General features: G+C 42.3%; 18 protein-coding genes. 3 read left to right on the top strand and 15 right to left on the bottom strand.

Features of this window, described 5'->3' with window-relative positions; translation table 11 throughout:
- Nucleotides 1-182: 182 nt before the first annotated feature.
- The 4 genes from ACH0QE_RS18155 to ACH0QE_RS18140 all read right to left on the bottom strand — a co-directional run bounded on the left by ACH0QE_RS18155 (nt 183) and on the right by ACH0QE_RS18140 (nt 2,754).
- Nucleotides 183-671: a YpuI family protein gene (locus ACH0QE_RS18155; protein WP_415801896.1), complete on the bottom strand. Its 489-nt coding sequence runs from the start codon at nt 669-671 to the stop codon at nt 183-185.
- Between the two features lie 173 nt (nt 672-844).
- The gene (locus ACH0QE_RS18150) at nt 845-1,264 is read right to left on the bottom strand and encodes a hypothetical protein (RefSeq protein WP_415801895.1); all 420 of its coding nucleotides are present in this window, start codon (nt 1,262-1,264) and stop codon (nt 845-847) included.
- A 148-nt stretch (nt 1,265-1,412) separates the two neighbouring features.
- Entirely contained in the window at nt 1,413-2,006 is a 594-nt protein-coding gene (gene scpB, locus ACH0QE_RS18145; protein ID WP_415801893.1) for an SMC-Scp complex subunit ScpB, read from the bottom strand.
- A 4-nt stretch (nt 2,007-2,010) separates the two neighbouring features.
- Nucleotides 2,011-2,754 (bottom strand): segregation/condensation protein A, encoded by a 744-nt coding sequence (locus ACH0QE_RS18140; RefSeq protein WP_415801892.1) that lies wholly within the window; start codon nt 2,752-2,754, stop codon nt 2,011-2,013.
- 202 nt (nt 2,755-2,956) lie between these two features.
- Between ACH0QE_RS18140 and ACH0QE_RS18135 the strand changes: the two genes are divergently transcribed.
- Nucleotides 2,957-3,052 (top strand): YjcZ family sporulation protein, encoded by a 96-nt coding sequence (locus tag ACH0QE_RS18135; protein ID WP_215028935.1) that lies wholly within the window; start codon nt 2,957-2,959, stop codon nt 3,050-3,052.
- A gap of 141 nt (nt 3,053-3,193) precedes the next feature.
- Nucleotides 3,194-3,724, top strand: coding sequence for a DUF309 domain-containing protein (locus tag ACH0QE_RS18130; protein ID WP_415801891.1), 531 nt, complete (start codon nt 3,194-3,196; stop codon nt 3,722-3,724).
- A gap of 14 nt (nt 3,725-3,738) precedes the next feature.
- Here the strand turns inward: ACH0QE_RS18130 and ACH0QE_RS18125 are convergent, their stop codons facing one another.
- Entirely contained in the window at nt 3,739-4,116 is a 378-nt protein-coding gene (locus ACH0QE_RS18125) for a GNAT family N-acetyltransferase (protein ID WP_415801890.1), read from the bottom strand.
- Between the two features lie 443 nt (nt 4,117-4,559).
- Between ACH0QE_RS18125 and ACH0QE_RS18120 the strand changes: the two genes are divergently transcribed.
- Complete coding sequence (locus ACH0QE_RS18120) at nt 4,560-4,808, top strand: hypothetical protein (RefSeq protein ID WP_415801889.1); 249 nt, start codon at nt 4,560-4,562, stop codon at nt 4,806-4,808.
- 89 nt (nt 4,809-4,897) lie between these two features.
- On the opposite strand, the gene lysA is transcribed toward ACH0QE_RS18120, so the two are convergent.
- The 10 genes from lysA to ACH0QE_RS18070 all read right to left on the bottom strand — a co-directional run bounded on the left by lysA (nt 4,898) and on the right by ACH0QE_RS18070 (nt 12,833).
- Nucleotides 4,898-6,217, bottom strand: a complete 1,320-nt coding sequence (lysA, locus tag ACH0QE_RS18115; protein ID WP_415801888.1) for a diaminopimelate decarboxylase — start codon at nt 6,215-6,217, stop codon at nt 4,898-4,900.
- A 198-nt stretch (nt 6,218-6,415) separates the two neighbouring features.
- The gene (locus tag ACH0QE_RS18110) at nt 6,416-7,894 is read right to left on the bottom strand and encodes a spore germination protein (protein ID WP_415801887.1); all 1,479 of its coding nucleotides are present in this window, start codon (nt 7,892-7,894) and stop codon (nt 6,416-6,418) included.
- A complete protein-coding gene (locus ACH0QE_RS18105; RefSeq protein WP_415801886.1) occupies nt 7,878-8,456 on the bottom strand; it encodes a stage V sporulation protein AE in 579 nt (192 codons plus the stop codon). The genes ACH0QE_RS18110 and ACH0QE_RS18105 overlap by 17 nt, the downstream gene beginning before the upstream one ends.
- Nucleotides 8,457-8,530: 74 nt before the next feature.
- A complete protein-coding gene (locus ACH0QE_RS18100) occupies nt 8,531-8,953 on the bottom strand; it encodes a stage V sporulation protein AB (protein ID WP_415801885.1) in 423 nt (140 codons plus the stop codon).
- The gene (locus ACH0QE_RS18095; RefSeq protein WP_415801898.1) at nt 8,943-9,560 is read right to left on the bottom strand and encodes a stage V sporulation protein AA; all 618 of its coding nucleotides are present in this window, start codon (nt 9,558-9,560) and stop codon (nt 8,943-8,945) included. Before ACH0QE_RS18095 ends, ACH0QE_RS18100 begins: the two co-directional genes overlap by 11 nt.
- A 135-nt stretch (nt 9,561-9,695) precedes the next feature.
- Entirely contained in the window at nt 9,696-9,866 is a 171-nt protein-coding gene (locus ACH0QE_RS18090; protein ID WP_415801884.1) for a hypothetical protein, read from the bottom strand.
- A gap of 85 nt (nt 9,867-9,951) precedes the next feature.
- A complete protein-coding gene (gene sigF, locus ACH0QE_RS18085) occupies nt 9,952-10,710 on the bottom strand; it encodes an RNA polymerase sporulation sigma factor SigF (protein ID WP_415801883.1) in 759 nt (252 codons plus the stop codon).
- Between the two features lie 13 nt (nt 10,711-10,723).
- Nucleotides 10,724-11,164: an anti-sigma F factor gene (spoIIAB, locus tag ACH0QE_RS18080; RefSeq protein ID WP_041965295.1), complete on the bottom strand. Its 441-nt coding sequence runs from the start codon at nt 11,162-11,164 to the stop codon at nt 10,724-10,726.
- 3 nt (nt 11,165-11,167) lie between these two features.
- The gene (gene spoIIAA, locus ACH0QE_RS18075) at nt 11,168-11,518 is read right to left on the bottom strand and encodes an anti-sigma F factor antagonist (RefSeq protein ID WP_214906838.1); all 351 of its coding nucleotides are present in this window, start codon (nt 11,516-11,518) and stop codon (nt 11,168-11,170) included.
- Between the two features lie 142 nt (nt 11,519-11,660).
- Nucleotides 11,661-12,833: a D-alanyl-D-alanine carboxypeptidase family protein gene (locus ACH0QE_RS18070; RefSeq protein WP_415801897.1), complete on the bottom strand. Its 1,173-nt coding sequence runs from the start codon at nt 12,831-12,833 to the stop codon at nt 11,661-11,663.
- Nucleotides 12,834-13,098: the final 265 nt, after the last annotated feature.

Raw genomic sequence — 13,098 nt, 5'->3', positions numbered from 1 at the left:
GCTGGAGGGCCGACCGGTGAAGTCGTTCTTTGACTTCATTGGGCGGACCGAAGCGACTCGAGGGGCTAGGCGCTGGAGCTGGATTAAGATAACTTCATGAAGTTATCCACAACTCAATAATTTAATAAATTCCTTAACCATGAAAAAAGGAACAGCTATAAATAGCTGTCCCTTGGTTTACGTTATCTTGATTGGAGCATTTTTGTACGGTAATCTGTCTCGTAATATTCCAACTCTTCCCGGATTCTTTGAAACCCGCTTTCTAGGCTGACCATCAGTTCGTGTACTCCAGTCGACACTGGTTGTCTGAACTTGATGGCATTCTTTCCTGTATAAGCAGCCCTGCTGTCTTCATACCATGCATCACTTTTAGGAGAGAAGAACTCTTCAATGCATTGATAGTAGATACGGTATAATGTTTTTTCAGCTGCTGGTTTTGAAAACACCTCTGCCTGAACGATCACCTTGCAGGCATCAAATCCTTCCTCACAGTAAACAGCCAGCTTGCGGAGGCTTGAAAGAATCGTTTTATAGTATTCTTCGTCTGCCTGCTGCCCTTGTTTTAGCACTTCAAGAGTTGTTTCATTCAGGTAATTCTCCAGCTTGACTACTGTGTCTGACAGAAATTCCCTTACTTCCTCGATTTGTGTTTTAACTATTGTATTCCCCAAATTGACACCCCCGATGGATTTTTACCATAACTTTTTTCGATAGTTGTTGCTTTCCCATTGATTCTACCGTTCGATTCAATTCTGGAATTGGGTCTTTTTTGGGTAATTTCCCGCAACCATGAATCTAATGAAGCTGAATAAAAGGCAACAAAGTTCACGAAAAGAGCCTTGCTCTATACCGGCTGGACAATATAATCCAAGGGAGAGCGCACATCAAAGCTGCCTTTTTGCTCGATGCCTTCAAATATTCCAGGAATCTTGCTATAATCCAGTCCTTTGAAAATTTCCGCGAACTCTCTCTGTTCATTTATATATACCCTTTTACGATGGCGATATCCCGGATTTTTCAATAATGCAGCAAGTGCGACCAAATCCCTCATATATACATCCTTCGTTCCAGCCTTGAAGATAGGATCCTGTTCAAATGGAGTGATACTAGCGGCCAACTCATCAAAATACCTTACATAAAGTACATGCAGGGTTTTCTCCTTGCCATCTTCAACAAAAGTCACTTCGCTTCGGTTGAAAAAATCCTCCGAGGTGTTTGATTTTTCTTTTTCAAGTTCATAACCAATACATTGCTTTATAAGCATGGTATTCCTCCCGTTGGACATTCATTCTTAAATCATTATGTAGAAAGAAATACTTTGCAGAAGAAGCAGCAGCCTGGGATGAGCATTAAAGCATTTCTTAAATAATTATTTTGATTTTATCATAAATTCCAAACTTTGTGCACAAAAGCTATTGATCTGTTTCCATTGTTTCCTGGAATTTCTCGAAAAATAGATCCGCGTCATCCTGCAATTCTTCATCCTCAACGTGATCGGGCAGAGGAGGCAGTTCTCCAATATTTTTCAGACCGAAATAATCAAGAAATTCTTTTGTCGTTCCATATAAAATGGCCCGGCCCGTTCCTTCTGCTCTTCCAACTTCTTTAATCAAAGCTCTCGAGGACAGCGTATGGAGCGGCCTTTCTGTCTTCACTCCGCGGATTTCTTCAATCTCTGCCCTTGTAATTGGCTGCTTATAAGCTACAATGGCCAAAGTCTCAAGCGCGGCCTGCGATAGGTGCGCCGTGCCTGGTGATTCGACAAGCTTCTTTAAATAATCAGCATGCTCTTTTTTCGTAGCCAGCTGATATACTCCTGCCAGCTGGACGATTGTTATACCGCGGTTTTCGTCCCTTTCATAATCCTGCTGAAGTTCAGTAACAATTTCATTTGCCTGAATTTCATCCACTTCAAGGACAGCTGTAATCTGCTTCAGGCTCAACCCTTCATCACCAGCTGCAAAAAGAAGGCTCTCCAATATCCCTTTCCACTTCACTATTCCCACGCTCTTACTCCTTTCTGGCTGTCATATATATATCAGCAAAGTTTTGTTCCTGTTCGACGTCGATTTCTTTCCGTTTGATTAGCTCAAGAATTGCCAGGAAAGTAACGACAATATGTTCACGGTCAGATTCGGGAAACAAGTCATAAAACTTTTTCCTTGTGCCGCTTTCTTTCAGGAAGCTTAGGACTTCATCCATCCTTTTTTCTATGGAAATTTCCTGACGGGCGATTTTGGTCGATATTGGCCTTTGTAACTTTTTTCTTCTTAAAAGCTTTTGAAATGCACCAAGCATGTCATACAAAGATATATCAAGGTTGGTATTTTCACCTCTAATTTCATCGGCATACTCCGTTAGGTCACTTGGAGGTTTGGTATACATCAGCCCCCGTTCTTCCTCAAGGGATTTCAGGTCACCGGCTGCCTCTTTGAACTTCTTATATTCAATCAATCTTTCCACGAGTTCATTTCGCGGATCTTCTTCATGATCAAACTCAAATTCATCTTCCAGTTCTTCTTCATGCTTAGGAAGGAGCATCTTGCTTTTGATTGCTAACAGCGTCGCTGCCATTACGAGATATTCACTTGCGACATCGAGCTGCAATTCCTTCATCGCATGGATATACATTAAATATTGTTCAGTTATTTCCGCAACCGGTATATCATAAATATCAATCTCCAAACGATTGATCAAGTGCAGAAGTAAATCCAATGGGCCCTCAAAGGCCTCAATCTTCACGTTATATTGCATTATTTCCCACCAAAATTCCTATAATGAACTGCATCATTATATAAGTATAGTAGATAAACTACATGTTATCCATTACTAATTTATAAGTACAAATATCTAGTTCTTCCTTAAAAATACAAGCTTGCGCCCAAACCCTTCTCTTCGTTCATGCATATGCTGAAATTGTATATTAGGCTATTTCACTAATAGGAGGTAATGTTCAATGTCAGATGGAAAAGGTTATGGCCACGGAGCTGGATTTGCTTTAATCGTCGTGCTTTTCATTTTGCTCATCATCGTTGGTGCTGCCTGGTTATAAGGTAAGACAATTTATTAAGCAATGACGAAAATGCCCGGCACCAGCCGGGCGTTTTTAGGTTTGCTGTTTCACATCCTCTTCTTGTTTCATCATTTTATTGAATATATGCTAAGCTAGTGTTACTTGATTGGGGGTTATTACATGACAAAATATCCAACATCCTATATACAATACCTTGTTCATTTCCATGGAGACAGGGATTATTTTGAATGCCATGAAATTTTAGAGGAATATTGGAAAGCAACAGATGCTGGCAATAAAAAATCTATCTGGGTTGCATTAATCCTCTTGGCTGTGTCAAATTACCATCATCGCCGTAAAAATTTCCCTGGAGCAATAAGGACTTTAACTAAAGCATTGGAAATTTTTTCAGATACCAAAAAAGCAACTGCCCGGTTAGGAATCGACCCTGAGCTTTTGACAGAAACACTGTCTAAAAGAATGAACAACTTGCTTAACAACGTTCCATACACCAGCATTAACCTGCCTCTATGCGACACCGAGCTTAAAAGACTTTGCTATGATGAGTGCAGACATAATGGTTTTACATGGGGAACAAGCAGCAATCTGCAAAATCCCGACCTGGTCCATCGGCACTCAACAAGAGATCGAAGCGATGTCATTTCAGACCGGCGGATGGCCCTTGAGGAAAGGAAAAGCAGGGAAAAATAAAAAGGCAGTTGGATTTAACATCCACTGCCTTCTACACTATTGTCTTCCTCGCTGCACTTTTCAAAAAAGGAAGCCGTCTCAGCATTTGCAACTGCTGTCCATTCAGGAAACATCTCCTGCAGGGAATTGACCATACGCCTTCCAATCCCCTGATGGCGGTGTGATGGATTCACTGAGATGTGAAGAAGCTGCATTATTTTATCTTCAGTGAAGTTAACACCCAGAAGCCCGATGATATCTTCACCTTCCTTCCATAAAAAAAGCTGCCAGGAATCATCTGTTTCATAATTCCTCATCGTCTGCTGAAGTTTTTTTAGATCTTTCTCATTTGGCATGAAAGATAACAAACCCATCGCAATCTTTTCAAATGCCTTTTTATATCGAATTAACATAGATATCCCTCATTGTGGTTTGACAGTAATAATGGAATGATAACAAAACCATTTTTTCCATTTTTCATTCAACTTAAACCTAAGCTTCCCGGAAATAGAAAGCGACAAAAAATCAAATGTTAAAACATCATTTTGATAATATATGTTTTTCCGTCATTTATGGTTCTTCATTTTAATTGAATTGATAATATCATACATAATCAGTAAAGATACTTCAAATCTTTTTTCGCGGGCTATTGTCCTGGTACGATAAAAAACCAGTAGTAGGCTCCCCATCCAACAGACATCAACAATAATAACACAAATAACAGCCAGTTGTTCTTTTTCAAACCGGAATCCCTCCCAATCTGTAATTTTACAATAAGACCGGGTTTTTAGCCAATTTTACATATAAAAGCGCAAGCGTTGGTCAGCCCCCAAGCGCTGGAGGGCCTGACAGTGAAGTGGTCTTTGACTTCATTGGCAGGACCGAAAACGAAAAGTATAGCCGACTGTCCAGAAACGCAGAAACTGGAGACTCCGACAAAGAAGCGCTTTTTGCTCATGCCGGCGGAGTTGAAGTTTCGGAGTTTCTAGGAGGCGACACTAGACAAGCGTCTCAAGGAGTTATGAGCCCCAACTGGACAAGCGACTCGAGCTGCTCAAAGCTAACGCTTTTCGCAAGATACTCGAGGAAGCAATCTCTAGGATGAAAACTGGCTAGGCGCTGGAGCTAGACATTTCTCTAAGTGGAAAATCTATACCCTCTGATACTATAAAAAAAAACTGCTGGAGAGCAGCTTTAATTTTTCACCTTTTCTTTAAAAGGAAGATCCAATTTCACCATGTCTTCAAATGTTTCACGGCGGACAACCAGTGTGTCCTTGGAATCCTCCAGGAAAACGACCGCAGGCCTTGGAAGGCGATTATAATTATTAGCCATTGAATACCCGTAGGCACCCGTACAAAAAACAGCGAGAAGATCCTGGTCACCAGCCTTTGGAAGCGGAAGGTCCCAAATTAGCATATCTCCCGATTCACAACACTTCCCGGCAATCGATACGGTCTCTTCAGGTTTGTCCATTACCCTGTTTGCAAGGACTGCTTCGTATTTAGCCTGGTACAATGCCGGGCGAATATTATCGCTCATTCCGCCATCGACAGCTACATACTGGCGTATGTTCGGAACATCTTTTCTAGAACCGATGCGGTAAAGGGTAGTACCGGCATCCCCAACAAGGGAACGTCCCGGCTCAATCCAGATTTCCGGCATATTCATCGAATAATGAGAAGCTTGCTTTTTCACCTCAGCAATAATCTCTTCTACATATTGTGCTGCTGGAATAGGGTCATCTTCGTCTGTATAGCGAATCCCAAAACCACCGCCAAGATTGAGGACTGTGGAGTCGAAAGATAAATCCTTTTTCCACTGATGCAGTTTTTCAAAAATTTTCTGTGCAGCGAGGATGAAGCCTGTAGTTTCGAAAATCTGTGAACCAATATGGCAATGAAGTCCGAGAACATCGATATTCTTGTCATCAAGGCAAAGCTTCATAGCCGCATCAGCCTGTCCATTCTGTAAATCAAATCCAAACTTCGAATCTTCCTGGCCTGTTAAAATATAATCATGTGTATGTGCTTCAATACCTGGTGTAACTCGTAATAAAACCTTGATCACCGTATTCTTCTCTTTGCAAATATCCTTTAGCATGTCAAGTTCATAAAAGTTATCGACTACAATACAGCCGACATTGTTCTCAATAGCCATGACTAGTTCTTCCCTGCTTTTATTGTTGCCATGAAAATGGATTCTTCCTGTCGGGAAACCAGCAGCTAACGCTGTATAAAGCTCTCCGCCAGAAACGACATCAAGTGAAAGATTTTCCTCCGCAGCCAATTGCACCATCGCCACGGTTGAAAAAGCTTTGCTCGCATACGCTACTTGAGCAGTAATTCCGGCAGTCTCGAAAGTTCTTTTAAAAGCTCTTGCCCGTTCCCTGATCAAGGCAACGTCATAAACATACAGCGGGGTTCCGTATTTTTCAGCTAATTCGATTGTATCGACACCGCCAATTTCCAAATGCCCTAGTCGGTTAACCTTTGCAGTTCCATGAAATTCCATATTGTCCCCTCATCTCTTGCCTATCATTTAATTTAAGCTTGTTTTCTTATTGTTCTGTTATTTCAGCATAAACTTTTTCCTGCTAATAAATAAATAGACAGTTCACATGATGAACTGTCTATTTATTTTTCGCTTTAGGTCTTTAGTAAATTAAAAACACTTTATCATAATTTGAGGGAACGCGCAATTGTAACATGGTCAGGACTGTGATGGCTGCTTGTAGCGGTTCCTTGCATGGACGATGCTTGGCCGGATTTTCGATCCTGGTACCGCTCTCCTGATCAAAATCTGCATAAATGCGACAGGATGAAAAGGAATGAATGGCCAGAGGTAAGGAGTGTTCAAGGATTTAATACTAGCAAGCAATAGCAGCCAAACAGTGGTTCCTGCTACAAATCCCGGAACATGGAATATAGCTGTACAGATTAACAGGAATACTCTTCCAATTTTGTTCGCTATACTTAGTTCATAACTTGGTGTCGCATAAGTTCCAATTGCCGCCACAGCCACATAAAGGATGACTTCTGGTACGAACATCCCTACATCGATTGCAATCTGACCTATGAGGACTGCAGCGATTAAACCCATGGCAGTTGAAAGCGGCGTTGGGGTATGGATGGCCGCCATTCTCAGGAATTCAATACCCCCATCTGCAAGGATGATTTGCAGGAAAATCGGAATATTGGAATCTTCATTAGGGCCAATGAATGAAATTTTATCAGGAAGCAAATCTGGATTCTGCACAAATAAGTACCAAAGGGGCAACAGTAATAGTGATGCAAGCACCCCAAGGAATCGCACCCAGCGGACCATCGTACCTACACCAGGTGATTGCCTGTACTCTTCCGCATGCTGAAGATGGTGGAAATAGGTCGTTGGCGTAATGATCACGCTCGGAGATGTATCGACATAAATTAGGACGTGCCCTTCAAGCAGATGGGTCGCCGCTACATCGGCCCGCTCCGTATACCTTACGAGCGGGTACGGATTATACCCCTGTTTTACAAGAAATTCCTCAATTGTCTTATCTGCCATGGTAATACCATCTATCTTGATTGATTTGAGTTCCTTTTTGATGACATCAATCAAGCCCGGATTCGCAATATCTTTTATATAGGCAATTGCAACATCTGATTTTGATCTTTCGCCTACCTTCATCATTTCGAAACGCAGATTCTCATCCCTGATACGCCTTCTAGTCAGCGCCGTATTGACAATAATATTTTCTACAAAGCCATCACGGGATCCGCGCACAACCTTTTCTGTATCAGGCTCCTGGGGTTGTCTTCCGGGATAGCTTCTTACATCGACTACCAGTCCGATTGATTCACCTTCAACCAATATGACAATAAGTCCAGAAAGAACCTGGTCGACAAGTTCATCCATCGTTTTGATCTTATCGACGGATTGGTGGGTAATCCTATTCTCAACAATCTCCTGGAGATGGGTTGAAAGTTTTTCGTTATCATTGATATCTACGAGTTCTTCAACGATATGTACGATGAAGCTTGTATCGCACAACCCATTCACATAATAAAAATGGACATTTTTTTTCAGGATTTTCAGCTTCCTGACACCTAAATCAAAACTGTCTTCCAGTCCAACATGTTCTTTCATATACTTTTCAGCTTCGTCCAATGATCGCGGGATTGGCAGCTTGTCATTCTTCTCTGGCATAGAATCCGCTCCTTTCAAGGATGATTTCTACTGCTTTCTTCGTTATTGGTGAACCTAATTTATAGTGGTCACGCCTTGCCATTTTGCCGATATCACCTATCCCAATTATTAAGGGGACATCAAGTGTATCCAAACAGTACACTGTGTCTCCATTAATCCTTCCCATCTCAAGTTCTGGCACTCCATGTTTATCAACACCATATGGCGTGAGTTCACCCTCCCGGTCTATACAAAAATCTACACGGCTCCATTCGGCCATATGCGTTTTCGATGCTACGGCAATCGCACCTAGAACCTCAATGTCTTCATGCTCTGCTACGTATTTCAGCGCTTTCTCTCCTGCTCCTTCTCCAAGAAAACCACTATCATCAAACATGACTAAAACAGGATCCTTGGCTGCTTTCTTGATCAATTTAACAAGCTGTGGACCAGAAAGGACAGAAGGATTTCCATGTGAAAGAGAGATGCACCGCCCGCCAACATCTGCAGCCACCCTCTCAACCGCACGCCGGGCATAATCATCACCATCTGTAATTAAAATTACCTTCCTTCTCTCGGCCATTCTTTGCCGTCCTTTCTGCAGCTCATTTTTCACTAAGGTGGTTGCTTGAATTTTGAAGCATTCTAAAAAGGTTTTTAACGTCCTACAAAGTAAATCCAATGAAATAATGAACCGAATACTTTTCCCAGCACGATTGCCATAAGCAAGGTCTCAAGTTTGTCATCAACCCTGACTCTTTTAGCGAGGATCGGCAGTACATTCAGTACCTCTGTCAACGCCGCAGCCAGCATTCCCACAAATATGCCGCCCGCCAATCCAAGCGGAATGGTAACCAGCGGAGAGAAACTGAGAAGTGGATCCCTTAAGCTGCCGATAGTTCCCAATAGAGCCCCCAGGACAACAGACCATTCATACCAGGAAATCAATTTCATTGTTTTCGTAAGCTGTGTAAGTCTGGGGATCACTCCTAGAACGGACAAGAACGCAACAAATCCAGATCCTACCGCAAGCCCACTCGCCAGTCCTATCAGAATTATGAATAAGATACTAATCGTCATCTATATGCTTCACGCTTTCCTTGTTTTCATGCAGGATGACATATTGGTCAAGTGATTGCTGGTAGTTGAACATTTCAACTTCAAGAGGACTGGGCTCTTCATTAAGTCTCTTTTTAAAAACATGATTAAAAAATAAGACCATGCCAACCCCAATACCGATTGAATAAGGAATTTGAAATAACAGCGGCTTCTCAACCTCTTTTCCTGTCATGATGTAATAAAGCCGCTCATGGACCGTTTGCATACTGACATCCTCATGGAAATTCATAATGGTCAAAGCTGCCCCGAAAAACAACAAGAACCAGACGAGGATAAAAAATGGAATCGACATACCTTTTTTCTTGTAAATCACCTCGATAATCGTTTGCGGCGGCCCAACAGCCTGAACCTCATGATCCCGGTATATCGCTGTGATAAATTGAATGACCTTCATGACATCAACAATGTGGATATGATCCTTTGGCGTAACCTTTAGGACCTGAAGTGCTGCCAATTCTTCATAAATATCCTCACTGGCAATGATCTGCGCTAAATCCTTTAATAAAAGTGATTCCTCAGGCTTAACCTGAACGCGATTTCGCATGCGGATATAAATCGTTTTTTCCATCAGATTCACTTCCAACACATTGTTTTCCTCGTATATTTAGTATGGATTCCTACAGTTTTTTCATGAAGTCCAATAATTGGTTAAGATGGGATGTGCATTAAGGGAGAAAGCTGCTGATTGGTTATTGAGGAATGACTAGTTTGGGTTTATTGGTGACCTGTTTTTCCAAAATCCTGATTTTTCGGGCGCCAATACGCTCCATTGGTGACCTCTTTTTCCAAAATCCTGACTTTTCGGGCGCCAATACGCTCCATTGGTGGTCTCTTTTTCCAAAATCCTGATTTTTTGGGCACCAATACTCTCCATTGGTGACCTCTTTTTCCAAAATCCCAGCATTCCGGGCGCCAATATCCTAAAACGAGTAGAAAAACATAAAAAAAGCCATATGGATTCAAAGATCCATACGGCCTTTCATTTGCTGCAGTATTTTCTTTTCGAGGCGCGAGACCTGGACCTGAGAGATTCCCAGCCGGACTGCGACCTCAGACTGGGTCTGATCCTTATAATATCTCAAATACACAATCAGCCTTTCCCGTTCGTCCAGTTCGTTTATTGCCTCTTTTAACGCGATTTTATCGAACCAGCGGCCTTCTTCCCCATTATCAATTTGATCAAGCAGGGTAATCGGGTCGCCGTCGTTTTCGTACACCGTTTCATGGATGGATGCAGGACTGCGGCTAGCTTCCTGTGCCATGATCACATCTTCAGGCGAAAGCTCAAGAAACTCGGCTATTTCATTGACAGTTGGGACCCTGCCAAATGTTTTGGAAAGCTCATCCTTCGCTTTCCTGATTTTATTGCCAGTTTCTTTTAGTGACCTGCTTACTTTCACGGTACCGTCATCCCTGATGAAACGCTGTATTTCACCAATGATCATTGGAACGGCATACGTCGAAAACTTCACGTCATACGATAGGTCAAATTTATCAACTGATTTTAAGAGGCCGATGCTGCCAATCTGGAACAGGTCGTCAGGCTCATATCCCCTGTTGAGGAAGCGCTGTACGACAGACCATACGAGCCGCATGTTTTTCTGGACGATTAGATCCCTTGCAGCCTGGTCCCCTTGCTGGCTTCTCAAAATCAGTTCTTTGACTTCATGGTCCTTAAGATACGTTTGGCTATTATCCTTTTTTACCTCCACATCCATAGGCAGAACTCCCTTAATTGCACAGCGCTTTGCTCTTTGACAGGTGCTTTTTCAAACGAATCTCTGTCCCAAAGCCGGGCTCTGATCTCACTTGTACTTCGTCCATGAAATTTTCCATAATCGTAAAGCCCATACCGGACCTTTCAAGTTCAGGCTTGGATGTATAAAGTGGCTGCATGGCTTCATCGATATCTGGAATCCCAATTCCTTCGTCCTTAATCAGCATTTCCACCGTTCCATCCTGAATCATCACAGAAATAAACACTTTTCCATCTGGATTACTTTCATATCCGTGAATGATAGCGTTCGTAACAGCTTCCGAAACTACCGTCTTTATTTCGGTCAGTTCATCCATCGTTGGGTCCAACTGTGCGATGAATGCAGCGACCGTCACACGGGCAAAAGATTCATTTTGGCTTAATGCGCTAAAATGAAGATTCATTTCATTCTTCATGTATCAAGCAACCCCCAATCTCTCTAATGCATATTCTTCTGACGGATCAAGACGGATAATCTTGAATAAACCCGACATGTCAAATAACCTCTTGATTGGCGGAGAAATTGCGCAAACTACCATCTCTCCATGAAGCTGCTTGATTTGTTTATACCTTCCTAAAACTACCCCTAGACCCGAACTATCCATAAAGGTTAAGTGTTCGAGGTTCAAGACAATGTGGCGGACTTCTTCGTTTTCAAGGGCTTTTGTTGCCTGCTCGCGAAGCTGGTCTGCAGTATGGTGATCTAATTCACCACTAACTCGAATCAATAAGACGTCATGCTTCACTTCAATATCAATGTTAAGACTCACTATCCAAAGCCTCCTTATCTGGTATAGTGAGTCAAATTCTCCATTGATTCAGCCAAATCCTTCTAAAGAACAAAACTAGTGTCAATTCGCTAAAACTAGATGGAATGGCAGTGTTTTCGACAATCCCGTGCGAAAATTTTCATTATTGCTGGTTTCCGGCCCTCGTAAACATACCGAATGAGCGTTTATATAAGATCCACCAGCTAGCTTTTTCCACCTTGGCATCTGCAACAAGAGGCGTTTCCGCAAGGGTTTTTCCGTCTTTCACCAGCTTCAAAGTGCCAACTCTGTCTCCTTTTTCGACTGGTGCTTTAAGGCTTTTATTCAAAGTGATTTTCTGCTTTACATCCTTTACGTCTGCTCCTTTTTTGGTTAGCAGGGAGACACTTTCAGAGGTAACTGCATTTATTGTCTTCTTATCACCCTTGCTGATCGCAGCCTTTCCTAGTGGATGTCCTTTCTTGAACATAGGATGAGTTTGATATTGACTGAACGCATAGTCCAGCATCTTCGTTACCTGTGCGTTCCTTGCCTTGGAGGTTGGTGCTCCAAACACAACAGCAATCGCACGCATGCCATCCTTCTCCGCAGTAGCAGTCAGGCAATATTTCGCTTCATTCGTAAATCCTGTTTTCAGGCCATCCACTCCAGGGTAAAAACGAACGAGCTTATTCGTATTTACTAGCCAGAATTTCTTATCAGAATCTTCACGGAGATAATCTTCATATGTTCCAGTGAACTTAGTTATTTTTTCGTATTTCAACAATTCTTTTGCCATCATAGCCATATCATATGACGAGCTGTAATGGCCATCGACAGGCAGTCCAGTAGTATTTTTGAATACTGTATTTTTCAGGCCAAGTTCCTTTACTTTATCATTCATCATTTTTACGAATGCTTCTTCTGATCCGCCAATCTGCTCAGCCATAGCAACTGATGCATCGTTTCCAGACCCAATTGCTATTCCTTTCAGCAATTGTTCAACTGTCATTTCTTCTCCTGGCTCAAGAAAGATTTGAGAGCCACCCATTGATGCAGCATATTCACTGGCACGGACCTTCTCGTCCATTTTCAGCCTTCCTTCATCGAGCGCTTCCATGATCAATAGCATTGTCATGATTTTGGTCATGCTGGCTGGCGGCAGCTTTTCATGACTGTTTTTATCAAATAGAACCTGACCAGTGTCGCGTTCAATCAAAATAGCTGAACTGGCATCATTGGCGAGGCCCGGGTCTCCTTCATTGGCATATCCTTTTGGGGAGATAATTGCAGCGCCCATCATAAAAACAAGCAGTAAACTCGTTAACTTTTTCAGATTCATGGCCATAACCCTCCTATCTTTATAGGGTCTATTTTTTCCAACGAATCCATTTTTATACAAACAAGGTATATAAAACCGATATTTTTGCACACAAAAAGAGCGAAGAGTCGCCTCTTCGCTCAGACTGTAGACAAACTCGATGAAAATCGTGTTTGTTTACAGTCTTTTTTTGGATGGCGCTGGAATGGGGCTGTTGATTTCCGTTCCAGGAGCTTCGCTTTCCGCGGGGCCGGCGGTGAGCCTCCTCGTCGCCGTTGGC

It is taken from the genome of Mesobacillus sp., from assembly GCF_047739415.1.
Lineage (GTDB): Bacteria > Bacillota > Bacilli > Bacillales > Cytobacillaceae > Mesobacillus.
This window is presented reverse-complemented; position numbering and strand designations above follow the sequence as displayed.

What these genes read in the sequence shown, in the direction of transcription:
- sigF (WP_415801883.1), bottom strand. Translation starts at nt 10,710, where the DNA reads ATGGATGTGGAGGTAAAAAAGGATAATAGCCAAACGTATCTTAAGGAC.
- ACH0QE_RS18110 (WP_415801887.1), bottom strand. Translation starts at nt 7,894, where the DNA reads ATGCCAGAGAAGAATGACAAGCTGCCAATCCCGCGATCATTGGACGAA.
- ACH0QE_RS18105 (WP_415801886.1), bottom strand. Translation starts at nt 8,456, where the DNA reads ATGGCCGAGAGAAGGAAGGTAATTTTAATTACAGATGGTGATGATTAT.
- ACH0QE_RS18130 (WP_415801891.1), top strand. Translation starts at nt 3,194, where the DNA reads ATGACAAAATATCCAACATCCTATATACAATACCTTGTTCATTTCCAT.
- lysA (WP_415801888.1), bottom strand. Translation starts at nt 6,217, where the DNA reads ATGGAATTTCATGGAACTGCAAAGGTTAACCGACTAGGGCATTTGGAA.
- ACH0QE_RS18090 (WP_415801884.1), bottom strand. Translation starts at nt 9,866, where the DNA reads ATGGAGAGTATTGGTGCCCAAAAAATCAGGATTTTGGAAAAAGAGACC.
- spoIIAB (WP_041965295.1), bottom strand. Translation starts at nt 11,164, where the DNA reads ATGAAGAATGAAATGAATCTTCATTTTAGCGCATTAAGCCAAAATGAA.
- ACH0QE_RS18140 (WP_415801892.1), bottom strand. Translation starts at nt 2,754, where the DNA reads ATGCAATATAACGTGAAGATTGAGGCCTTTGAGGGCCCATTGGATTTA.
- ACH0QE_RS18125 (WP_415801890.1), bottom strand. Translation starts at nt 4,116, where the DNA reads ATGTTAATTCGATATAAAAAGGCATTTGAAAAGATTGCGATGGGTTTG.
- ACH0QE_RS18135 (WP_215028935.1), top strand. Translation starts at nt 2,957, where the DNA reads ATGTCAGATGGAAAAGGTTATGGCCACGGAGCTGGATTTGCTTTAATC.
- ACH0QE_RS18095 (WP_415801898.1), bottom strand. Translation starts at nt 9,560, where the DNA reads ATGGAAAAAACGATTTATATCCGCATGCGAAATCGCGTTCAGGTTAAG.
- ACH0QE_RS18150 (WP_415801895.1), bottom strand. Translation starts at nt 1,264, where the DNA reads ATGCTTATAAAGCAATGTATTGGTTATGAACTTGAAAAAGAAAAATCA.
- ACH0QE_RS18100 (WP_415801885.1), bottom strand. Translation starts at nt 8,953, where the DNA reads ATGACGATTAGTATCTTATTCATAATTCTGATAGGACTGGCGAGTGGG.